At 62.7% G+C, this 21,817-nt stretch carries 21 protein-coding genes; 12 read left to right on the top strand and 9 right to left on the bottom strand.

What is annotated here, in order from left to right; genetic code table 11:
- Positions 1–266 precede the first annotated feature (266 nt).
- The 4 genes from lhpI (at position 267) to ACEXP3_RS21120 (ending at position 5,699) form a co-directional block, all read left to right on the top strand.
- On the top strand, positions 267–1,223 hold the full coding sequence (gene lhpI, locus ACEXP3_RS21135) for a bifunctional Delta(1)-pyrroline-2-carboxylate/Delta(1)-piperideine-2-carboxylate reductase (protein WP_377299120.1): 957 nt from the start codon (positions 267–269) through the stop codon (positions 1,221–1,223).
- The gene (gene hrpB, locus ACEXP3_RS21130) at positions 1,220–3,688 is read left to right on the top strand and encodes an ATP-dependent helicase HrpB (RefSeq protein ID WP_377299118.1); all 2,469 of its coding nucleotides are present in this window, start codon (positions 1,220–1,222) and stop codon (positions 3,686–3,688) included. The genes lhpI and hrpB overlap by 4 nt, the downstream gene beginning before the upstream one ends.
- Before the next feature lie 15 nt (positions 3,689–3,703).
- Complete coding sequence (locus tag ACEXP3_RS21125; RefSeq protein ID WP_377299116.1) at positions 3,704–5,008, top strand: ActS/PrrB/RegB family redox-sensitive histidine kinase; 1,305 nt, start codon at positions 3,704–3,706, stop codon at positions 5,006–5,008.
- 112 nt (positions 5,009–5,120) lie between these two features.
- On the top strand, positions 5,121–5,699 hold the full coding sequence (locus tag ACEXP3_RS21120) for an ActR/PrrA/RegA family redox response regulator transcription factor (RefSeq protein WP_210106912.1): 579 nt from the start codon (positions 5,121–5,123) through the stop codon (positions 5,697–5,699).
- 16 nt (positions 5,700–5,715) lie between these two features.
- Here ACEXP3_RS21120 and ACEXP3_RS21115 read toward each other — a convergent pair whose 3' ends face one another.
- The gene (locus tag ACEXP3_RS21115; protein ID WP_210106893.1) at positions 5,716–6,204 is read right to left on the bottom strand and encodes an MmcB family DNA repair protein; all 489 of its coding nucleotides are present in this window, start codon (positions 6,202–6,204) and stop codon (positions 5,716–5,718) included.
- Positions 6,205–6,382: 178 nt separating this feature from the next.
- Between ACEXP3_RS21115 and ACEXP3_RS21110 the strand changes: the two genes are divergently transcribed.
- The gene (locus tag ACEXP3_RS21110; RefSeq protein ID WP_210106892.1) at positions 6,383–7,057 is read left to right on the top strand and encodes a L,D-transpeptidase; all 675 of its coding nucleotides are present in this window, start codon (positions 6,383–6,385) and stop codon (positions 7,055–7,057) included.
- A 113-nt stretch (positions 7,058–7,170) separates the two neighbouring features.
- On the opposite strand, the gene ACEXP3_RS21105 is transcribed toward ACEXP3_RS21110, so the two are convergent.
- The 5 genes from ACEXP3_RS21105 to hslV form a co-directional block, all read right to left on the bottom strand.
- Positions 7,171–9,333 carry a malate synthase G gene (locus tag ACEXP3_RS21105; protein ID WP_377299113.1) on the bottom strand — a complete coding sequence of 721 codons (2,163 nt, stop codon included), beginning with the start codon at positions 9,331–9,333 and terminating at the stop codon, positions 7,171–7,173.
- A gap of 175 nt (positions 9,334–9,508) precedes the next feature.
- Positions 9,509–10,903: a cytochrome P450 gene (locus ACEXP3_RS21100; protein WP_377299111.1), complete on the bottom strand. Its 1,395-nt coding sequence runs from the start codon at positions 10,901–10,903 to the stop codon at positions 9,509–9,511.
- Between the two features lie 45 nt (positions 10,904–10,948).
- Entirely contained in the window at positions 10,949–11,896 is a 948-nt protein-coding gene (locus ACEXP3_RS21095; RefSeq protein WP_377299109.1) for a DUF1402 family protein, read from the bottom strand.
- Between the two features lie 213 nt (positions 11,897–12,109).
- A complete protein-coding gene (gene hslU, locus ACEXP3_RS21090) occupies positions 12,110–13,417 on the bottom strand; it encodes an ATP-dependent protease ATPase subunit HslU (protein ID WP_377299107.1) in 1,308 nt (435 codons plus the stop codon).
- A gap of 96 nt (positions 13,418–13,513) precedes the next feature.
- Entirely contained in the window at positions 13,514–14,038 is a 525-nt protein-coding gene (gene hslV, locus ACEXP3_RS21085; RefSeq protein ID WP_210106887.1) for an ATP-dependent protease subunit HslV, read from the bottom strand.
- A gap of 199 nt (positions 14,039–14,237) precedes the next feature.
- Here hslV and hisB point away from each other — a divergent pair, with 199 nt between their 5' ends.
- The 7 genes from hisB to coaA are packed head-to-tail and all read left to right on the top strand — an operon-like array spanning position 14,238 to position 18,840.
- Positions 14,238–14,834: an imidazoleglycerol-phosphate dehydratase HisB gene (gene hisB, locus ACEXP3_RS21080; RefSeq protein ID WP_377299139.1), complete on the top strand. Its 597-nt coding sequence runs from the start codon at positions 14,238–14,240 to the stop codon at positions 14,832–14,834.
- Positions 14,835–14,852: 18 nt separating this feature from the next.
- Positions 14,853–15,335: a DUF2628 domain-containing protein gene (locus tag ACEXP3_RS21075; protein WP_377299104.1), complete on the top strand. Its 483-nt coding sequence runs from the start codon at positions 14,853–14,855 to the stop codon at positions 15,333–15,335.
- Positions 15,335–15,985, top strand: coding sequence for an imidazole glycerol phosphate synthase subunit HisH (hisH, locus tag ACEXP3_RS21070; protein ID WP_377299102.1), 651 nt, complete (start codon positions 15,335–15,337; stop codon positions 15,983–15,985). The genes ACEXP3_RS21075 and hisH overlap by 1 nt, the downstream gene beginning before the upstream one ends.
- 1 nt (position 15,986) lies before the next feature.
- Positions 15,987–16,730, top strand: a complete 744-nt coding sequence (gene hisA, locus ACEXP3_RS21065; RefSeq protein ID WP_377299100.1) for a 1-(5-phosphoribosyl)-5-[(5-phosphoribosylamino)methylideneamino]imidazole-4-carboxamide isomerase — start codon at positions 15,987–15,989, stop codon at positions 16,728–16,730.
- Positions 16,727–17,515: an imidazole glycerol phosphate synthase subunit HisF gene (gene hisF, locus ACEXP3_RS21060; RefSeq protein ID WP_377299098.1), complete on the top strand. Its 789-nt coding sequence runs from the start codon at positions 16,727–16,729 to the stop codon at positions 17,513–17,515. The genes hisA and hisF overlap by 4 nt, the downstream gene beginning before the upstream one ends.
- Before the next feature lie 9 nt (positions 17,516–17,524).
- Positions 17,525–17,848, top strand: a complete 324-nt coding sequence (locus tag ACEXP3_RS21055) for a phosphoribosyl-ATP diphosphatase (protein ID WP_210106882.1) — start codon at positions 17,525–17,527, stop codon at positions 17,846–17,848.
- Positions 17,845–18,840 carry a type I pantothenate kinase gene (gene coaA / locus ACEXP3_RS21050; RefSeq protein ID WP_377299096.1) on the top strand — a complete coding sequence of 332 codons (996 nt, stop codon included), beginning with the start codon at positions 17,845–17,847 and terminating at the stop codon, positions 18,838–18,840. Before ACEXP3_RS21055 ends, coaA begins: the two co-directional genes overlap by 4 nt.
- Before the next feature lie 31 nt (positions 18,841–18,871).
- Here coaA and ACEXP3_RS21045 read toward each other — a convergent pair whose 3' ends face one another.
- From ACEXP3_RS21045 to ACEXP3_RS21035, 3 genes are all read right to left on the bottom strand, one after another.
- On the bottom strand, positions 18,872–19,483 hold the full coding sequence (locus tag ACEXP3_RS21045; protein WP_377299094.1) for an alpha-ketoglutarate-dependent dioxygenase AlkB family protein: 612 nt from the start codon (positions 19,481–19,483) through the stop codon (positions 18,872–18,874).
- An 11-nt stretch (positions 19,484–19,494) separates the two neighbouring features.
- Entirely contained in the window at positions 19,495–19,929 is a 435-nt protein-coding gene (gene arfB, locus ACEXP3_RS21040; protein ID WP_377299093.1) for an alternative ribosome rescue aminoacyl-tRNA hydrolase ArfB, read from the bottom strand.
- A 95-nt stretch (positions 19,930–20,024) separates the two neighbouring features.
- On the bottom strand, positions 20,025–21,635 hold the full coding sequence (locus ACEXP3_RS21035) for a phosphoenolpyruvate carboxykinase (RefSeq protein WP_377299091.1): 1,611 nt from the start codon (positions 21,633–21,635) through the stop codon (positions 20,025–20,027).
- Positions 21,636–21,817 lie beyond the last annotated feature (182 nt).

Below are 21,817 nucleotides of genomic sequence, written 5' to 3'. Positions count from 1 at the left end.
CCGCAGTCAACAAAACCATCAGAGCCAAACCGAAACCCGGCCCCAAAATCAGCAATCAGCCAATTCAATGATTTCTCGAGACATTTCTCAAGAACGAAGTCAGTCGTCGCTAGCAGCGCCGCCGCCCTCGTCAGTGAGTGGGCTTATAGATCCAGCCTCCGGAGAGGTCAACAGGGAATTTCAAAAAACTGTCATTTTTCTTCCAGGCCTTCCGGCGCCAGCGCCCCACGGCTAAGGTCGGCCCTTGTTTTGCAGGAGTTTCCACCATGCTGGTGCTGAATGACAAAGAGACGCGCGCTGCCCTTTCCTATCCGGCGCTGATCGATGCGGTTGAGAGAATGTTTGAAACGGGCTGCGTTATGCCGCTGCGGCACCATCACGAGATGGAGGTGCCCGGCGAGGCGGCAGCGACCATGCTGTTGATGCCCGCCTGGACGCCGGGCCGCTACAGTGGCGTGAAGATCCTCAACCTTTTCCCGGACAATCACCTGCGCGCGCTCCCGACCATCTTCGGCAATTATCTGCTGTCGTCCGGATCGACGGGCGAGATGCTGGCGATTGTCGAGGGGGGTGAACTGACGGCCCGGCGCACGGCGGCAACCTCCGCATTGGCGGCCCGCCATCTGGCGCGCGCCGATGCGCAGGAACTGCTGGTGGTGGGGACCGGGCGCCTTTCCCTGAACCTCATTGAGGCTCATTGCGTGCACCGGCCACTGACGCGTCTTCGTCTCTGGGGCCGGGATCCTGACAAGGCAAAGGAGATGGCGCGCCAAGCCAAAGCGCTTGGCCTTGACGTGGAGCCGGTAAACGACCTGGCGGCGGCGGCGGCCAGCGCCGACATCATCTCCTGCGCGACGCTCTCCATCGATCCGCTGATCCGCGGCGAATGGCTGAAACCCGGTGCCCATCTCGATCTCGTCGGGGCCTTCAAGCCGACCATGCGCGAAAGCGACGATACGGCGGTTCGTCGCGCGAAGATCTTTGTCGATACGCGCGACGGCGCCATGCACGAGGCCGGAGATATTGTCATTCCCCTTCAGAACGGGACGCTCTCGCCGGCAGATATCCAGGCGGATCTCGCGGAACTCATCCGCAAGGAGCACGGCGGGCGCCAGTCGCCGGACGACATCACGCTATTCAAGTCGGTCGGTGCAGCACTTGAGGATCTGGCGGGCGCCATCCTTGCCTATGAAACGATGCGCGACAGGAACGACCGCGCATGACGAAGGCGCATGCCCCCCTGCCCCCTCTGCCGGTCAGCGCCGTCCTTGCCGATCTTGCCGTAGCCCTTGCGCGCACCGGCCGGGCGGTTCTCTCGGCGCCGCCGGGGGCCGGCAAGACGACCCTGGTGCCGCTTTATCTGCTGAACGAGGACTGGTGCCGCGGCAGGATTATTCTTCTTGAACCGCGCCGTCTGGCGGCGCGGGCGGCGGCGGCGCGCATGGCCTCGCTTCTGTCGGAAAAGGTCGGCGAGACGGTGGGCTACCGGATGCGCCTCGACAACCGCATCTCCTCGGCAACCCGCATCGAGGTGGTGACGGAAGGCGTCTTTGCCCGGATGATTCTCGAGGATCCCGAACTGGCCGGTATTTCCGCCGTGATCTTCGACGAATTCCATGAACGCTCGCTGGACGCCGATTTCGGCCTGGCGCTGGCGCTCGATGCGCAAGGTGCCCTGCGCGAGGATCTGAAGCTGCTCGTGATGTCGGCAACGCTTGACGTGGAGCGGGTGGCCGATCTGCTTGGCGACCCGCCGGTGATCGTGAGCGAAGGGCGCAGCTTTCCCATCGACATCCGCCATGGCGAGCGGGGACCCGCCGAACGGATCGAGGATGCGATGGCACGCGCGATCCTGCGGGCTCTTTCGGAGGAAGACGGCTCCATTCTGGCCTTCCTGCCGGGACAGGGCGAAATCCTGCGCGCCGCCGAAAGGCTCAAGGACAGGCTGCCGGCCGCCACCATCGTCGCACCGCTTTACGGCAACCTGTCGCAACAGGCGCAGGATCTGGCGATCCGGCCAACGGCGGACGGCGAGCGCAAGGTGGTTCTGGCGACCTCCATCGCCGAAACCTCGATCACCATCGACGGCGTGCGCATCGTGATCGACAGCGGTTTGCAGCGCCTGCCGGTCTTCGAGCCTGCCACCGGCATCACCCGGCTCGAAACGGTCAAGGTCTCGCGTGCCTCGGCCGATCAGCGGGCGGGCCGCGCCGGGCGAACGCAGCCGGGCATCGTGATCCGCCTCTGGCATCCGGGCCAGACGGCCGCCCTGCCCGCCTTCACGCCGCCGCAGATCCTGGCGAGCGATCTGTCGGGGCTGGCGCTCGACCTGGCGCACTGGGGTGTGCGCGATCCGGCCGATCTGTCCTTTCTCGACCCGCCCCCCGCAGCCGCCCTTCACGAAGCCCGGGCGCTGTTAAGGATGATGGGGGCGCTTGATGCGTCCGACATGCTGACGCCGAAGGGCCGGCTGATGCGCGACCTGGCGCTGCCGCCGCGGCTTGCGGCGATGGCGCTTGCCGGCGCCCAAGAGGGACAGGCACTGGCCGCCTGCCAGCTGGCCGTGCTGATGACGGAACAGGGCCTTGGCGGTGCGGATGTCGACCTCGACCAGCGGCTGAAATCCTTTCGAACCGAACGCGGCGAACGGGCAGAGGCCGCGCGCCAGCTTGCCAGAAGGCTTGCCGATGCCCTGCCACGCACGGAGCAATCCGCAGCACCCGTCCTTGCCGGCTCCTTGCTCATGCATGCCTATCCCGACCGGGTGGCGCTGCAGCGCGGCGCGCGCGGCCGGTTCGTGATGGTGAATGGGCGCGGCGCGGAACTTCCGGAAACCGAGCGGCTGGCGGGTGCGCGCATGCTGGTAATTGCCGACCTGACGGGACGAGCGGCGCAGGCCCGCATCCTGGCGGCGGCCGAGATCGATCGCGACAGCGTGGAAGCGGAGCTTGCCCATGCCATCGAGCGGCGGCAGGAGGGCTATTTCGACCGGCAGAGCCGGCAGGTGCGGGCGCGGCGGGTGGTGCGGCTCGGTGCCATCCTTCTGGAAGAAACGCCGCTTCCCCGCCCGACCGGCGCCGAGGCAGCCGAGGCGCTGGCGGATGGCGTTCGCCAGCTCGGCCTCAGGGTGTTGTCCTTGTCGAAGGAAACCGAGCAACTGCGGGCCCGCATCGGTTTCCTGCACCGCACGATCGGCGAGCCCTGGCCAGATGTCTCGGAAGAAGCCTTGCTTGCCCGCCTTGACGAGTGGTTCACGCCGTTCCAGACCGGCCGCACCAGTCTGGATGCCATAGACCAGGGCAGTCTTGCCGAGGGACTGCGCAGCCTCGTTCCCCATGCGGTGCGGGCTGACATCAACCGGCTCGCCCCCACCCATTTCGACGCACCGACAGGCCAGCGGCATCCGATCCGCTATGATGGCGACGAACCGGTCATTTCGCTGCGCGTGCAGGAATTGTTCGGGCTGAAAGTTCATCCTGCCGTCGCGGGCGGCCGGCTGCCGCTGCTTCTCGAACTCACCTCGCCCGCCCATCGGCCGATCCAGACCACGCGCGATCTGCCGGGTTTCTGGGCCGGCTCCTGGCGGGATGTGCGTGCCGACATGCGCGGGCAATATCCACGCCATGCCTGGCCGGAAGATCCGGCCAATGCCGCCCCCACCGCGCGCGCCAAGCCGCGCGGCACCTGACAAGGACCAGACAGAATGGAACCCATTTCGATCCGCCACGCGCAGTTTGGCCGCGCCAGCCGCAGCATGCGGCTGCAGACCCTGGTGCGGCTGCGTTGGCTGGCCGTGGCCGGGCAGACGATCACGGTCCTGATTGTCGCCGTCCTCCTGCGCTATGCGATGCCGCTTGTGGAGACGGCGCTGCTGGTGGCAGCGCTGGCGCTCGCCAATCTCCTCCTGTCGCTGCGCTTTCCACCGACGCATCGCCTGCAGCCGGCGGCAGCGCTTGGCCTGCTCGGCTTTGATCTTCTGCAGATGGCAGGTCTGCTGTTCATCACGGGCGGCATTGCGAACCCGTTTGCGCCGCTCATCTGCGTGCCGGTGATCATCTCCTTCGGCTCGCTGCCGCTGCGCCATTCCCTTGGGCTCCTGGGTTTTGCGGTGGTCTGCACCACAGCCCTCGTGCTGTCGCCCTATCCGGTTCCGTGGGTCAAGGACGAGGTGCTTCTCATCCATCCGATCCTGCAGCTCGGAAGCTGGTGCGCCATCGTCTCGATGATGATTTTTGCCGCCTTCTATGCCTATCGGGTTTCGCTGGAGGCGACGCTGCTTGCCGATGCGCTGGCGGCCACCGAGCTGGTGCTGGAGCGTGAAAAACACCTGTCGCAGCTGGATGGACTTGCCGCTGCCGCCGCCCATGAGCTCGGCACCCCACTGGCAACGATCAGCGTGGTGGCCAAGGAGATGGAGCGGGAACTGAGTTCCGACCCGCGCTATGGCGAGGATGTGGCCCTGCTGCGCAGCCAGAGCGAACGCTGCCGCGACATTCTTCGCCGGCTCACCTCGCTGTCTGCCGACAACGAGGAGCACATGCGCCGGCTGCCGCTCTCTTCGCTGATCGAGGAAGTGATGGCGCCGCACCGGCAGTTTGGCATCGCGCTTGAGCTGGTCGAGAAAGGCGAGCGCAGCAAAGAACCGGTGGGACATCGCAATGCCGGAATTCTTTACGGGCTCGGCAATCTCATCGAAAACGCTGTGGACTTTGCGCGGCAAAAGGTAACCGTGACCGTGGAACATGATGCGGATATGGTGGCCATCACCATCGAGGATGACGGGCAAGGTTTTGCGCCGGATGTTTTAACTCATATCGGGGAACCCTATATGTCGACACGAAGCCGCGAAACTGCGCGGGCCGGCGGCCTTGGCCTCGGGCTTTTTATCGCCAAGACCTTGCTGGAGCGGTCAGGCGCAACGCTTGCCTTTGCCAATCGGGCGCCGGATGGAGAGGGCGCACGGGTGCGCGTCACCTGGCCACGTTCCGTCATGCAGATGAAGGCGTGAAGACCGACCGATACTGTGACCCGACAACCCGGCACATGCGTAATGACAAAGGCGCAGGGTACCGGTTAAAGAGCTGAAAAACCGGACAGACACCGGTGGAGACAAGATGATGATGGCAGACAAGATTGAGGCTGGCGCGGCAGGCAATGGCACCGATGATCTGGGACCCGATGCGACGCTTCTGATTGTCGATGATGACGCGCCGTTTCTGCGCCGCCTGGCACGCGCCATGGAAAGCCGTGGCTTCCAGGTGGAAACGGCCGAATCGGTGGCCGATGGCATTGCGCGATCGCGTGCCCGCCCGCCAAAATATGCGGTGGTCGACCTGCGGCTGGGCGATGGCAACGGGCTCGACGTGATCGAGGCCATCCGCCAGCAGCGCGAGGACACACGCGTCATCGTGCTGACCGGCTACGGCAATATCGCAACCGCGGTGACTGCGGTGAAGCTGGGCGCTGTCGATTACCTGTCAAAGCCCGCCGATGCCGATGACGTCTATGCGGCGCTGACCCAGCGGCCTGGCGAAAAGGCGGATGTGCCGGAAAACCCCATGTCGGCCGATCGGGTGCGCTGGGAGCATATCCAGCGTGTCTATGAGATGTGCGAGCGCAATGTCTCGGAAACGGCCCGCCGGCTCAACATGCACCGGCGCACCCTGCAGAGGATTCTTGCCAAACGCGCCCCGAAATAGCGTCGGAAAGCGCTTATCAGCCGTCACCGAAGGTCTGGCCGGTCGCCCATTCGGCCGCCAGCAGGCGTTGCGCGGCGATACGGGCAAAGGACAATGTCATCGATTTGCGCTGTGCTGCGCTTAAGCGATGCTCCGGCGCCTCGCGCAAAAGATGCGCACCGTAGCCGTCCGAAAGCAGAAGGCCGCAGTCTTGCGGAAAAATGTCGAGCGGAACCTGATTATGGGTGGCAAACAGCAGCCGGTCGCAAAAGTGCCGGTAATCCGGCCATTTCCGGTCGACGCGAAAATCCTCGATCGAGGTCTTGATCTCGATGATCCAGATCTCTCCCTTGTCGGTGAGTGACACCAGATCGGCGCGCCGGCCATTGGCGAGCGTGAGCTCCGGCAAAAGCGTGTGGCGCATCTCGTTCAACAGGATCTGCACGCCGCGGCGCACCATCATCGCCCGGCCGGATTGCCGGCCGTCGATGAGCGGATTGCTGGGGCCGATTTGAACGATGGTCATCTTTAACACATGGGGTGAGCAGCGGATTGTTGCAAAAAGACAATGTCTTTTTCATTTGTAGCGGCGCAGACGCCGGGTGCGCGACGATGCCTTGCCAACCCCCTTTTAATGGAAAATAACCCGTCGATCAAAGATGGCGTATCTCATCTGCCCTGACCCCACCATTTAAGAGAAATCGATGCAAACCCGCACACGCATGATCGCATCCGGCCTGTTGGCGATGCTGGCCCTTTCCGGCTGCTCCACCACATCCGACACCCGGCAGGTTGCCGTAGCGCCCGTCCGCGTTGAAACCAACGCGATCTTCAGCGATTCCTATGGCGCGGTCACCGATGCCGGCTATGCGCTGCCGGCCATTCCGATCAGCCGCCTGGACAAGAAGTTCCACCGCCAGATCATCGATTTCGACAGCAAGGAACGTCCGGGCACCATCATCGTCAACACGCGCGAACGCTTCCTCTATTACATCCTGCCGGGCTCCAAGGCCGTGCGCTACGGTATCGGCGTCGGCAAGGAAGGCTTTGCCTGGGCCGGCGAAGCCTATATCGCCTGGAAGCAGGAATGGCCGACCTGGCATCCGCCGAAGGAAATGGCCGTGCGCAAGCCCGATATTGCCCGCTACGTGGAAAACGGCATGGGCCCGGGCCTCAGCAACCCGCTCGGCGCGCGCGCCATGTACCTCTTCAACGAAAAGGGTCAGGATACGCTGTTTCGCGTTCACGGCACGCCGGAATGGGCTTCCATCGGCACGGCCGCCTCGTCGGGCTGCATCCGCATGATCAACCAGGACGTCATCGACCTGTACAGCCGCGTCCTTCCGGGCCGCCAGACCAAGGTCATCGTCATCCAGTAAGCCGGTCTGTTCCGGAGCATCAGTGCAAACGGCGCGCCAGACGCGCCGTTTTCGTATGCGGCATTTGAAAAAGCCCCGGGCTGTGTGACCTCAGCCAGGGGCTTGTTTTCCGATCAGGCCTTTGCCTTTGCTTCCAGCCGGCGCCGATGCAGAACCGGTTCGGTATAACCGTTCGGCTGTTCGCGGCCTTTCAGCACCAGATCCAGCGCCGCCTGGAAGGCGACCGACTGGTCGAAGTTGCCGGCCATCGGCTGGTAGAGCGGGTCGCCGGCATTCTGTCCGTCCACGACCCCCGCCATGCGTTTCATCGTCTCGACCACCTGATCCGTCGTCACCAGGCCGTGATGCAGCCAGTTGGCCATATGCTGGGCCGAGATGCGCAGCGTCGCCCGGTCTTCCATCAAACCGACATTGTTGATGTCCGGCACCTTGGAGCAGCCGACGCCCTGGTCGATCCAGCGCACGACATAGCCAAGAATCCCTTGCGCATTGTTATCCAGTTCGCGCTGCACCTCCTCCGGCGTCCAGTTGGGGCGCGCGGTGACGGGAACGGACAGGATATCCGACAATTTTGCCCGGCTTCGCGCGGCAAGCCCCGCCTGAACCTCGGCGACATTCACCGTGTGATAATGCGTGGCATGCAGCGTGGCCGCCGTCGGCGAGGGAACCCAGGCCGTGTTGGCGCCGGCTTTCGGATGGGCGATCTTCTGCTCGAGCATCGCCGCCATCAGGTCGGGCATTGCCCACATGCCCTTGCCGATCTGCGCGTGCCCGGAGAGGCCGCAGGCAAGGCCGATATCGACATTCCAGTTCTCATAGGCGGCAATCCAGGGCGCCTGCTTCATGTCGCCCTTGCGGATCATCGGGCCGGCTTCCATCGAGCTGTGGATCTCGTCGCCGGTGCGGTCGAGGAAGCCGGTATTGATGAACACCACCCGTTCGCGGGCGGCGCGAATGCATTCCTTGAGGTTGACCGTCGTGCGACGCTCCTCGTCCATGATGCCCATTTTGATCGTATTGGGCGCCATGCCGAGCAAGTCCTCGACGCGCGAAAAGATCTCGCAGGCAAAGGCCACTTCGTCGGGCCCGTGCATCTTCGGCTTCACCACATACATGGAGCCAAGGCGCGAATTCTGCAGACGGCCGTTTGGGCCGATGTCATAAAGGGCAATCAGGCCCGTCACCACCGCATCCATGATGCCTTCCGGCACCTCGTGGCCCTCCGTATCGAGAATGGCCGGATTGGTCATCAGGTGGCCGACATTGCGCACGAGCATCAGCGAGCGGGCATGTACATCAAAGGACGTGCCATCCGGCGCCGTATAGGTCACGTCCGTGTTGAGGCGGCGGGTAAAGGTGCGCGACCCCTTCGACACCTCTTCGGAAAGGTCACCCTTCATCAGGCCAAGCCAGTTGCGATAGACCACAACCTTGTCGGCGGCATCGACGGCGGCGACCGAATCCTCGCAGTCCATGATGGTGGTGATGGCCGATTCGAGCCAGACATCGGAAATATGCGCCGGATCGGCCTTGCCGATGGCCGTCGTGGCGTCGATGCGGATTTCGACATGCAGCCGGTTGCGCACGAAGAGAAGATGGGTGGGCTTCAAAGCCTCGCCACGGTATCCGGCAAATTGTGCGGGATCGGACAGCGATACCGCTTTGTCGCCGACGGAAACGGACAGCGTGCCATCCGCGGCCGAAAGTCCCGTCACATTCGCCCAGGAGGCATCGGCAAGCGGGACCGATTCATCGAGAAAGCGGCGCGCCCAGGCAATCACCCTGGCGCCCCGCACCGGATTGTAGGACGCACCTTTTTCGGCACCGTCCGTCTCGGCAATCGCGTCCGTGCCGTAAAGCGCATCATAGAGCGAGCCCCAGCGGGCATTGGCGGCATTCAGCGCATAGCGGGCGTTCATGACGGGCACCACCAGCTGCGGGCCCGCGATTTCGGCGATTTCCGGGTCCACATTGGCCGTCTCGACCTTGAAGTCCGGCCCTTCCGGCAGCAGGTAGCCGATCTCGCGCAGGAAGGCTTCGTAAACCGCCGAATCACCAGGCGCTCCGTTCTTGCGATACCACTCGTCGAGCTTTTCCTGCAGCGTATCGCGCGTCTTCAACAGGGCGCGGTTTTTCGGAGCAAGCTCATGCACGATGCGCGAAAAGCCGGCGAAGAAGTGCTCGACATCGATGCCGCTGCCGGGAAGCGCCTCATTGACCAAAAAGGCATGCAGTGCCTCGTCAATGGCCAGGCCATGTCGCTCGATTCGGTTCATCCAGATGCTCCCTCTTTGCTGTCCGCTGTGGTTTTTGCGCGGGCAGACCGCTTAGTCAATCGGGCATTGGTTGCATTGAGGCAGCCGACGGACCACGTCAGCCCTTGCTGCGCACGCACGGCGCGAGGCTGCGATAAGCGGACAATACCCGCGGCCGCGGCAGCCCGCACCCGGCTCAGCGCGGGCTGACACGCATCGGCAGACCGTTTTGCGGCTGGGTGGTGAGCTTCTGCACCGGCCAGGGTATTGCCCCAGGCACAGCGTCGAACCGGTATCGGGCCATCAGCACGGCCAGTGCGATTACCGCCTCCTGCATGGCAAATGTCGCTCCGATGCAGACCCGCGGCCCGGCCCCGAACGGCAGGTACTGGAAGCGATGGATCTTGCCGCGGTTTTCCGGCAGAAAGCGCTCCGGCATGAAGGCGCGGGGCTTGTCCCAGTAGAGCGCATGGCGGTGCAACGTCCAGGGCATGATGAGAACCGTGGTGCCGGCGGCAATCTCGACGGTCTTTCCCTCGGCGCTGGTCCAGCGATCATCGGCAATGGCTGCGCGATTGATGGAAGGCGCCGGCGGATAAAGCCGCATGCCTTCCTCGAAGGCTGCGCGCACATGCGGCATCAGGTCCAGCCATTCGACCGGTTCGGCGCCCGACGCCATCACCCGGTCGATCTCTTCTTCCATCTGGCCGCGCACCTGCGGCGAATGGGAGACGCAGTAGAGCGTCCAAGCGAGCGCGCGCGCCGTCGTCTCGTGGCCAGCACCGATAAAGGTCAGGATATTGTCCTCGATCTCATCCAGCGTCAGCCCGTCGGGTCCGGCAAGGTCGAGCAGCAGCGTCAGGAAATCGTCGGGCGTGCCGGCACGGTCAGCCCGCATCATCGCCTTGCGCTTTTCCATGGTAAGCCGCACGATCTCGCGGAATTTCCCCAAGACCTTGGCACCGCCGATGCGCGTCAGCCGCGGCACCCAGGGCGGCGCCCGCAAGAGGTCCATCGGATCGACGCGCCCCATGCGGTGCAGCAGGCTGTCGACATCGTCGGAAAACTTTTCGCTCTGTGTGACGATATCGCCGGAGAACAGCGTTTCGGAGAGAATCGCAAAGGCGATCTCCGTCATGTCGACGGAGATGTCCTCGATGCGGCCGCCGGGGCCGATGTCGGCATATTTTTCGATATAGGCTTGCGATTGCGCCAGCATCTTGCCGGCAAAGCCTTTCGCGTGACGCGGGGTAAAGACCGGCGCCATGGCTTTTCGCGAGCGCTTCCAGACGGGACCTTCCGCTGTCAAAAGCCCGTCGCGCAGGATGGGGCGCAAGATGAGCTGGCGGATTTCCGACATTTCGTAATTGGCGACATTATCCACCAGCACATGGCGGATAAGGCCGGGATCATTGACGATCAGCGTGCGCTCGGCAAAGAATTTCGTCTCGATCCACGGCAGCGTATAGGAGGGTTCACCCCAAAGCTCGAGCGGATTGCGCAAGACCGTGCGGATGATCTCAAGCCGGCCGGGTGGAACCGTCCGGGGAACCGGTGCCGGTGGCTCGAAAGGCTCGGGACGCATGTCCATGACCGGTTCTCCTGAAGCGTGTGCTCGAAGAACCTATATCAGAACTCACAGCAGCGATTTCAATTCGTCGAGCTTGTCGTTCACCAGCCAGCCGTAATAATTCTCCTCCGGCCAGGAGAAGCCGCCATTGCGGTTGCGTGCGGCAAGCGCTGCGGCGCGATCGGCCGAATTGCCAATATTATAAAGCGTGGCGGTAATGCCGGGATTGCGGGAAATATCCATGCCGGCAATCTGTGCGTAGTCATCGATGGCGCGGCGGATGGTGGCGGCCATATAGGCAAGCGACTGGTCCGGATCCATGATGGCCTTGTAGACATCGGCTGCATTTGCAGCATCGAGCTTGGGATAGCCGGAGCGACGGGCCACCATATCGGACTGCATCAGCGCCGTCAGCGGGTTGATCTGGCCAAGGCCGAAGGTCTGGCCGGCAAAGAAGGGCTGGAAGAACACCGCGCTGAAACGGTTGTCGGGATAGGATACGCCCTCGACCGTCTTGCCCCGGAAGACACGCTCCCACACAGCCTCGCGGCAGGACCAGAGGCGATAGGAATCGTTGAAATCATCGCATTTCGAAAACTGCGACCGCTGCACGAAGGCGCCGATCGTCTCGTCCTTGTAGCCGAAGCGGAATCGATCACCGGCATAGGCGGCGGCCTTGACGTAATAGGACTGCAGCCGGTCATAGGCATCGACATTATAAGTGTGCTCGCCGACGATCGCGCCGATGATATGGATCGGGTCGATGTCGTACTGGCGCGAGGTCTGCTTGATCTTGGCGATCAGCGACTTGTCGTTTGCGAGAAGATCGCGGATCTTGTCATACTTCTCGTCGAACGTACTGCGGCCGGCCGTTGTGCGGCGAACGGAAGCTCCGGGCACCTTTGGCTGCTGCACGTTGCGATTTCCCGGCGGCACCAAGTTAAGGCTGCCGGCGAGCGCATGGGAGGCGCTCCAGGAAAAGATCATCAGCAAGGCCAGCAAGATACGTCGCAAGATTTCGGCATCCCAGGAAGTCGTGACGAGCTGGGCCGGATGGCCCTGCAATTTCCGGCGAATCACATTGAAGACGAATCAGACATGCAAATTGCAGCGTGCTCACGTGCGTGATGCATTACTGAAAAAGGAGGCGCGGAGTCGAGCCCGCGCCCCGTCAATTTCCCGTCATGAGGCGCGCACGGCGACCAGCCGTTGCGCCCTTGCCACGCTTTACAGGATGTAGCGCGACAGATCCGTATCGGCAGCGATATCGCCGACATGCTGCTTCACATAGCCCGAATCAATGGTCACGGCCGAGCCTGGACGATCCGGCGCGTTGAACGAGATCTCGTCCAGCACTCGTTCCATCACCGTCTGCAGACGGCGCGCGCCGATATTCTCGACCGACGCGTTGAGATGGACGGCGACGTCGGCCAGCGCATCGATGGCATCCTCGGTGAAATCCAGCGACAGCTGCTCGGTCTCCATCAGCGCCCGGTACTGGCGGATGAGGCTTGCCTCGGTTTCCTTCAGAATCCGGCGGAAATCTTCCTTGGTCAGAGCCTTCAGCTCCACCCGGATCGGCAGGCGACCCTGAAGTTCGGGCAGGAGATCGGACGGCTTGGAGACGTGGAAGGCGCCCGAGGCAATGAACAGGATATGGTCGGTCTTCACCGGTCCATATTTCGTCGACACGGTCGTGCCCTCGACCAGCGGCAGCAGGTCGCGCTGCACGCCTTCGCGCGAGACGCCCGCCCCCATGCCGCCATCGCGGGCAGCGATCTTGTCGATCTCGTCCAGGAAGACGATGCCATCGTTTTCGACCGAGCGCACCGCTTCACGCTGGATGACCTCGTTGTCGATCAGCTTGTCGCTCTCGTCACGGATGAGGTCTCCATAGGACTTCTGCACGGTGGTGCGCACCTTCTTGGTGCGGCCGCCCATGGCCTTTCCGAACATTTCCGACAGGTTGAGCACGCCGATATTGGCGCCGGGCATGCCGGGCACCTCAAAGCCGGGCATTCCAGACCCGGTATCAGCCACCTCGATTTCGATTTCCTTGTCGTCCAGTTCGCCGGCGCGCAGCTTTTTGCGGAAGGTTTCGCGTGTGGCAGGCGAGGCCGTCGTGCCGACCAGCGCATCGAGCACGCGCTCTTCGGCGCTCTGATGCGCCTTGGCCTGAACTTCCGCGCGCTTCTTGTCGCGCACCAGTCCGATGCCGATCTCGACCAGATCGCGGATGATCTGCTCGACATCGCGGCCGACATAACCGACCTCGGTGAACTTGGTGGCTTCCACCTTGATGAAGGGGGCACCAGCCAGCTTGGCGAGGCGGCGGGAAATCTCGGTCTTGCCGACGCCGGTCGGCCCGATCATCAGGATGTTCTTCGGCATCACCTCGTCGCGCAGGCTCTCGTCGAGCTGCTGGCGGCGCCAGCGGTTTCTGAGCGCAATGGCAACGGCACGTTTGGCCTCATGCTGGCCGATGATGTAGCGGTCCAGCTCCGAGACGATTTCGCGGGGAGAAAATGTGGTCATATCTTCCTCTTGCGGCATCCCTGCCCGGCCGGCTTCGTCGTTCAGCCCGGCCGCAGGGACCCATGATCAGCATTCGTTAGCGGGAGTGCCGGACGCTCACGCGGCGTCCAGCGATTCGACCACCAGATTGTGGTTGGTATAGACGCAGATATCGGCAGCGATATCGAGCGCGGTGCGGGCAATCTGTTCGGCATCCTTGTCCGAATCCATCATGGCGCGCGCCGCCGCATAGGCGAAATTGCCGCCCGAACCGATGGCGATCGTGCCGTGTTCGGGTTCCAGCACATCGCCATTGCCGGTCACGGCCAGCGTCACCGTCTTGTCGGCCACCAGCATCATGGCTTCGAGATTGCGCAGGTACTTGTCGGTCCGCCAGTCCTTGGCAAGCTCGACGGCGGCCCGCATCAGCTGGCCGGGATACTGTTCCAGCTTCTTTTCCAGCCGGTCGAGCAGCGTAAACGCATCGGCGGTGGCGCCGGCAAAGCCTGCGATCACTTCGCCCTTGCCGATGCGGCGCACCTTGCGCGCATTGCCCTTCATCACGGTCTGGCCGAGGCTGACCTGGCCATCGCCGGCCATGATGACCTTTCCGCCTTTCCGCACGGTAATGATTGTCGTCATATGTTTCACCTGTGCCCGTCACCCGGGCTTCCTGTCGCCGGTCCATTCCGGCTGTTGGCTCACATGTAAGTGGTGGAGCGGCGATTGCAAATCGGACCGACGACCAGGCAACACACCTGCCCTCTATTCGTTTGCACCGCAGCTTTGCGGCTGATAATGAGGCCAAACGATGAAAAGCCTGACAGATCCGGTGACTATAATGACCGAACGCCGCGCCACCATCTCGCGCAAGACCAACGAGACCGCCATCTCCGTGACCGTCGATCTCGACGGCACCGGCAAATCGTCCATCAAGACCGGCATCGGCTTTTTCGACCACATGCTCGACCAGCTGTCGCGCCATTCGCTGATCGACATGGACATCGATTGCAGCGGCGACCTGTACATCGATGACCACCATTCGGTGGAAGATACCGGCATTGCCATCGGCCAGGCGATTTCCAAGGCGCTCGGCGACCGGCGGGGCATCACCCGCTATGCCTCGATCGACCTTGCCATGGACGAAACCATGACCAAGGCGGCCGTCGACCTGTCCGGCCGGCCCTTCCTTGTCTGGAACGTCACCTTCAGCGCGCCGAAGATCGGCACATTCGATACCGAACTGGTGCGTGAATTCTTCCAGGCCCTTGCCCAGAATGCCGGTATCACGCTGCATGTGATGAACCATTACGGCGCCAACAACCACCACATCGCCGAAACCTGCTTCAAGGCCGTGGCGCGGGTGTTGCGCCAGGCGACCGAAATCGATCCGCGCCAGGCGGGACGGGTGCCATCCACCAAGGGCACGCTGGTCTGACGTCCGTCAGGAGGACCTTTGAAACGCTATATCATCCTGACGCCACCGGGCGGTCCTCTGCGCGATCATCGCACCACGCGCTTCATCGCAGATCGGTTTGCCGTGCTGGCCTTCCTGTTTCCCGGCCCTTGGCTCCTCATGCATCGCTGCTGGTGGAGCGGCCTTGCCGCCCTTGCCGCGCAGGGTCTCGCCGGCTGGCTTGCCGACCAGCCGGGTCTTTTCTGGGCCGGAACTCTGTCCAGTCTGGCGCTTTCCCTTTTGATCGGGCTTGAGGCACGCCATATGCAGGCACGGAACCTGGTGCGGCGCGGCTGGCAGGAAGAGGCGGTGCTGCTGGCGCCGGATCTTGTCACAGCCGAAGCCATGTTCTTCGAGACTCTTCCGGCACCGGAGCCTTTTGCCGTTCCGGCCGCCGACTGGACCAAAATCTCCCCGCGCAAGGAAGGGCCCGCCTATGGCGGCCCGGCGCTCGGGCTTTTCGACATGGGGAAAGGACGCTGATGCGCGTTGCAATCATCGACTATGGATCGGGCAATCTTCGATCGGCCACCAAAGCCTTCGAGCGTGCTGCGCGGGAGGCCGGCCTTGATGCGACGATCGAGCTGACCGACAGCCCGGACGTGGTCGCAGTCGCCGACCGTATCGTCCTGCCCGGTGTTGGCGCCTATGCCGATTGCCGTCGCGGCCTTAGCACAGTTCAGGGAATGGAGGAGGCGCTGCTCGAGGCCGTCAAGACCAGAGCTCGACCCTTCCTCGGCATCTGCGTCGGCATGCAGCTGATGTCCTCGCGCGGGCTTGAAAAGGACGTGACGCAAGGGTTCGACTGGATCCGCGGCGACGTAAAGGAGATGACGCCGTCCGATCCCTCCCTCAAGATCCCGCAGATCGGCTGGAACACGCTGACGCTCAACCGCCCGCACGCCCTCTTCGAGGGCATCCCGACCGGCCCCGACGGGTTGCACGCCTATTTCGTTCATTCCTATCATCTGGCGGCGGAAAACCCCGATGACATCGTCGCGACCACCGATTACGGCGGGCCTGTCACGGCTTTCGTTGCCCATGAGAATACGGCAGGCGCGCAATTCCATCCGGAAAAAAGCCAGACGCTCGGCCTTGCCCTCATCTCCAATTTCCTGCGCTGGAAGCCCTGACATGATCCTCTTTCCCGCCATCGACCTGAAAGACGGCCAGTGCGTTCGCCTGAAGCTTGGCGACATGGACCAGGCGACCGTCTACAATCCTGATCCCGCCGCCCAGGCGAAAGCCTTCGAAGACCAGGGATTCGAGTGGCTGCATGTGGTGGATCTCGACGGCGCCTTTGCCGGCGAAAGCCGCAATGGTTTTGCCATCGATGCCATCTTGAAGGCGACGAGGAACCCGGTTCAGCTCGGCGGCGGTATCCGCACACTCGATCATATCGAGGCCTGGCTTTCACGCGGTCTGGCCCGCGTCATCCTCGGCACCGTTGCCGTGCGCGATCCGGCGCTGGTCATCGAGGCCTGCAAAAAATTCCCCGGCCAGATCGCCGTCGGCATCGATGCCAAGGGCGGCAAGGTGGCGGTCGAAGGCTGGGCGGAAGCCTCCGAACTCGGCATCGTGGAGCTGGCGCAAAAATTCGAGGGCGCCGGCGTTGCCGCCATTATCTACACCGATATCGACCGCGACGGCATTCTGGCCGGCATCAACTGGTCATCCACGCTGGAACTTGCCAACAGCACCTCGATCCCGGTGATTGCCTCCGGTGGCCTTGCCTCCATCGACGACATCCGCCGCATGCTGGAACCCGATGCGAAAAATCTCGAAGGCGCCATTTCCGGCCGCGCGCTCTACGATGGCCGCATCGATCCAGCAGAAGCACTGGCGCTTATTCGCGCTGCCAAGGGAGGCCGTGCATGACCCTTAAAGCCCGTGTCATTCCCTGCCTGGACGTCAAGGACGGCCGCGTGGTCAAGGGCGTCAACTTCGTTGACCTCATCGATGCCGGCGATCCGGTGGAGGCGGCCAAGGCCTATGATGCGGCCGGCGCCGACGAGCTTTGCTTCCTCGACATCACCGCATCCTCTGACAATCGCGATACCATCTTCGAGGTGGTGGCTGAGACGGCAGAGCACTGCTTCATGCCGCTGACGGTCGGCGGTGGCGTGCGCGCCGTTTCCGATATCCGAAAACTGCTGCTTGCCGGGGCCGACAAGGTGTCGATCAATTCGGCGGCGGTCAACAATCCGGATTTCGTGGCGGAAGCCGCCGACAAATTCGGCAACCAGTGCATCGTCGTCTCGATCGATGCCAAGCGGCGCAGAAGCCAGGGCGTCGGCTCGGACAATCAGAGCGCCTGGGAAATCTACACCCACGGCGGACGCAATGCGACGGGTATCGATGCGGTGGAATTTGCCGCCCGCATGGTGGAACTGGGTGCCGGCGAACTGCTGGTGACGTCGATGGACCGCGATGGCACCAAGGTCGGTTATGATCTGGAACTGACGCGGGCGATTGCCGATGCGGTTCGCGTGCCGGTTATCGCGTCTGGCGGCGTCGGCTCGCTGGATGATCTGGTGGCCGGCGTGCGCGATGGCCATGCGACGGCGGTGCTTGCCGCCTCCATCTTCCACTTCGGCACCTATTCCATCGGTCAGGCCAAGCGCTACATGGCTGACCATGGCATTGCGATGCGGCTCGACTGAGGAGACACGATGACACAGTTTTCCCTCACCGATCTGGAGGCGATTGTCTCCGAGCGCGCCAAGGCCGACCCGCAAAGCTCCTGGACGGCAAAGCTTGTGTCCGCGGGCCAGGAAAAGGCCGCCAAGAAGCTGGGCGAAGAGGCGGTGGAAACCGTGATCGCCGCCATCCTCAACGATAGGCAGAACCTGACCGCCGAATCGGCGGACCTGCTTTATCATCTGATGGTCGTATTGAAGATTGCCGGTATTCCGTTGCAGGATGTGCTGGACGAACTTCAACGCCGCACGGCCCAGTCGGGCCTTCAGGAAAAGGCGAGCCGACAATCCCCATGACGATCGCCAGCCAAAGCGTTGAACCCGATATTCCGCCAAAGCCGTCTGCTGCCAGCAATTATTCACCGTTCTTCCTGTTTACCTCGGAGGAATGGTCGCATTTTCGGGCCGATACGCCGCTCACCCTGACAGCCTACGAAGTGAAGCGCCTGCGCTCGCTGGATGATCCGATCGATCTGGATGAGGTGCGGCGCATCTATCTGTCGCTGTCGCGCCTTCTGTCGGCCCATGTGGAAGCCTCGCAACTGCTGTTCCAGCAGCGCAACCGGTTCCTGAGCCTTTCGGACCAGGTCAAGACGCCCTTCGTCATCGGCATTGCCGGTTCGGTTGCGGTCGGCAAATCCACCACGGCCCGTATCCTGAAGGAGCTTCTGGCGCGCTGGCCCTCAAGTCCCAAGGTCGACCTCGTCACCACCGACGGGTTTCTCTACCCCAATGCGGTCCTTCGCCGGGAAAACCTGATGGAGCGCAAGGGGTTTCCGGAAAGCTACGACATCGGCGCGCTCTTGCGCTTTCTGTCGGCCATCAAGGCCGGGAAGCCGAATGTCATGGCGCCGCGCTATTCGCACCTGACTTATGACGTTCTGCCGGACGAGCATACGATCGTCGATCGGCCGGATATCCTCATCTTCGAGGGTATCAACGTGCTGCAATCGCGCACGCTGCCCGTCGATGGCACCATCGTGCCGATCGTTTCGGATTTCTTCGATTTCTCGATCTACATCGACGCGGACGAGGGCCAGATCCACAACTGGTATGTGGAGCGCTTCATGCGCCTGCGGGAAACGGCATTCCGCGACCCCAATTCTTTCTTCAACCGCTATGCGACCATCGATGAGGCGGCGGCACTCGCGATCGCTGAAGGGCTTTGGAGCAATATCAACCTGAAGAACCTGCGCCAGAACATCCTGCCGACGCGCCCGCGGGCCGATCTCATCCTGCGCAAAGGCAGCAACCACTTCATCGAGACGGTGGCGCTGCGTAAACTGTAGGCTATCTATCGCTGGCGATGAAAATCCATCGTCAGCGATTGACCCGGCGCAGCGTCAGATTGATGCGGCCGCCATTCTTCAGAAGCGTCGAGGTGCCGGGAAAAATCCGGTCGACGCCGTGAAAAGCCAGCCGCCCCTCCCCGCCCAGCACGACAGCGTCACCGCTTTGCAGCCGGAAAGAGCCAGTCTTGTCCGTGCGCTCCAGCCCGCCGACCCGAAACAGGCAGCTATTGCCGAGCGACAGTGACAGGACGGGCGCATCCAGCGCCTCTTCGTCACGGTCCTGGTGCAGGCTCATGCGGGCATCATCCGCGTAAAAATTGATGAGGCAGGCTTCCGGCGGCTTCGGATAGCCGGCAAGCCTCTCCCAGATCGCGAGAAGTTCATCCGGAATGGCAGGCCAAGGCTCTCCCGTTGCAGGATGATGCGGCTGATAGCGATAGCCGCGTTCCTTGTCGGTGACCCAGCCGAGCGATCCGCAATTGGTCATGCGCACCGACATGGTTTTTCCCGTCCGCGGCAGGACGGGCACATAAAGGGGGGCCTGCACCACGATGGCCCGCACGGTCTCGACAAGCCGGACCTGGGCCTCGCGATCAAGAAATTCCGGCAGATGCCGGATACCATTGAGAAGCGTTGCCATGCCGTGCCCCCTCAATCGCCGCCGGGGCGGCCCCGCATCTTCTTGACTTCCGAGCGTCCGGACTTTTCCTTCAGCCGCCGTTCAATCGAGCCCTTGGTGGGCTTGGTCTTGCGACGTGGCGGCGGTGGCGGCTTGGCCGCGTCGAGCAGCAGTTCCTTCAGCCGTTCGCGCGCGTCTTCCCGGTTGCGGTCCTGGCTTCGAAACCGGTTGGCCTCGATCAGCAGAATGCCTTCCTTGGAAAGCCTGCGACCGGCCAGTTGCGCGGCATTGGCCTTCACCCGGTCACTCAGCGCCGGCGAGCCCATCAGGTTGAAGAACAGCTGGACGGCGGTGGAGACCTTGTTGACATTCTGCCCGCCGGGACCGCCCGCGAGAACGAACTGTTCCGTCAGCTCCCATCCGGCGATGGTGATGCGGTTGTTGATGACAAGGGGATCGCTGGCCATGGTTCTTCTCCGGCGCCCTCTATTTCACAAAACCCGCAAAAAGAAAACCGCCGGCCCCTGAAGGACCGGCGGTGCTCATTGTTCCACGTGAATCCTCACTGGGCGGCGGCAAGCACGCCCGGCGCTGCATCGCGCACCTTGCTGTCCACGTGGTTCTCGAACTTGGTGAAGTTCGTAATGAACATGTTGACGAGCTTGGTCGCCTGGGCGTCGTAGGCGGCGCCATCGGCCCAGGTGGAGCGCGGGTCGAGGATGGTGGTATCGACGTCCGGAACGGCAACCGGAACGGCAAAGCCAAAGTTCTCGTCGGTACGGAACTCGACCTTCTTCAACTCGCCGGTGAGCGCCGCCGTCAGAAGCGCGCGCGTCGCCTTGATCGGCATGCGCCGGCCAATGCCGTAAGCGCCACCGGTCCAGCCGGTGTTGACCAGCCAGCAATCGACCTCATGCTTGGCAATCAGATCGCGCAGCAGATTGCCGTATTCCGTCGGGTGGCGCGGCATGAAGGGAGCGCCGAAGCAGGTCGAGAAGGTCGCTTCCGGTTCGGTCACGCCCTTTTCCGTGCCGGCAACCTTGGCGGTGTAGCCGGAAAGGAAGTGGTACATGGCCTGTTCCGGTGTCAGCCGGGCAATCGGCGGCATCACGCCGAACGCATCGGCCGTCAGCATGATGATCGTCTTCGGATGCGGCGCAAGTCCGGTGGCCGAGGCGTTCGGGATGAAGTGCAGCGGATAGGCGCTGCGGGTATTTTCCGTGAGCGAGGTATCGTCGAAATCCGGCACCCGGTTTTCGTCCATCACCACGTTTTCGAGCACGGTGCCGAAACGGCGCGTGGCCGCATAGATTTCCGGTTCGGCCTCTGCCGACAGGCGGATCGCCTTGGCATAGCAGCCGCCTTCGAAGTTGAAGATGCCGTTTTCGCCCCAGCCATGTTCGTCATCGCCGATCAGCGTGCGGTTCGGATCGGCAGACAGCGTCGTCTTGCCGGTGCCCGACAGGCCGAAGAACACCGCCGAATCACCGTCCGGGCCGACATTAGCCGAGCAGTGCATGGGCATGACGCCCTTTTCGGGCAGCAGGTAGTTGAGAACCGTGAAGACCGATTTCTTGTTCTCGCCGGCATAGGACGTGCCGCCGATCAGCACCAGACCGTTCGTCAGGTCGCAGGCAATCACCGTTTCCGTGCGGCAGCCATGGCGGGCCGGATCGGCGCGGAAGCTCGGCAGGTTGATGATCGTCAGCTTCTGCTGGAAGGAGGTAAGCGTCGCACGATCCGGGCGAATCAGCAGGTTGCGGATGAACAGCGCATGCCAGGCAAGCTCGGTCACCATGCGGGTCGGCAGTGCATTGTCGGCATCGGCGCCGCCGATCAGGTCTTGCACATAGAGTGTGCGGCCGGCCGCATGCGCCAGCATGTCCTGGCGCAGGATCTCGAAATGCTCCGGCGACATCGGCTTGTTGTTGTCCCACCAGATTTTCGGATCGGTGTGTTCATCGCGAACGACAAATTTGTCCTTCGGCGAACGGCCCGTGTGCTGGCCGGTAACGGCCCGCAGCGCGCCGTCGATCGTCAGCTCCGCCTCACCCGCACGCAGGGCCGCCTCATACAGCTCGCTCTCGTTCAGATTGTAGTTGACGCGCGCCGCACCGCCAAGACCGATGGCTGCAATGCCATTCGACGGATTGTGAACACCGAGTGCCTCCATGTCGCGCTTCCCTTCAGCTGACGTTGGTAATGAGGGAACGCTAACCAGCGATTTTTAAAAGAGCAAGAGAGAAAATGGAATTAGGCCAATAAAATCAATTATTTAATCGATTTAAAAACTTTTCGTTCTGTTTAAATCGGTTTGAGAAGAACAATTCTCCCGATTCCGACACCGCCTTCCGG

The sequence above is a fragment of the Neorhizobium fuzhouense genome, assembly GCF_042611105.1.
In the GTDB taxonomy this organism is placed as follows: Bacteria; Pseudomonadota; Alphaproteobacteria; order Rhizobiales; family Rhizobiaceae; genus Neorhizobium; species Neorhizobium galegae_A.
The sequence above is the reverse complement of the archived record's forward strand: the minus strand, read 5'-3'. Positions and strand labels throughout refer to the sequence as shown.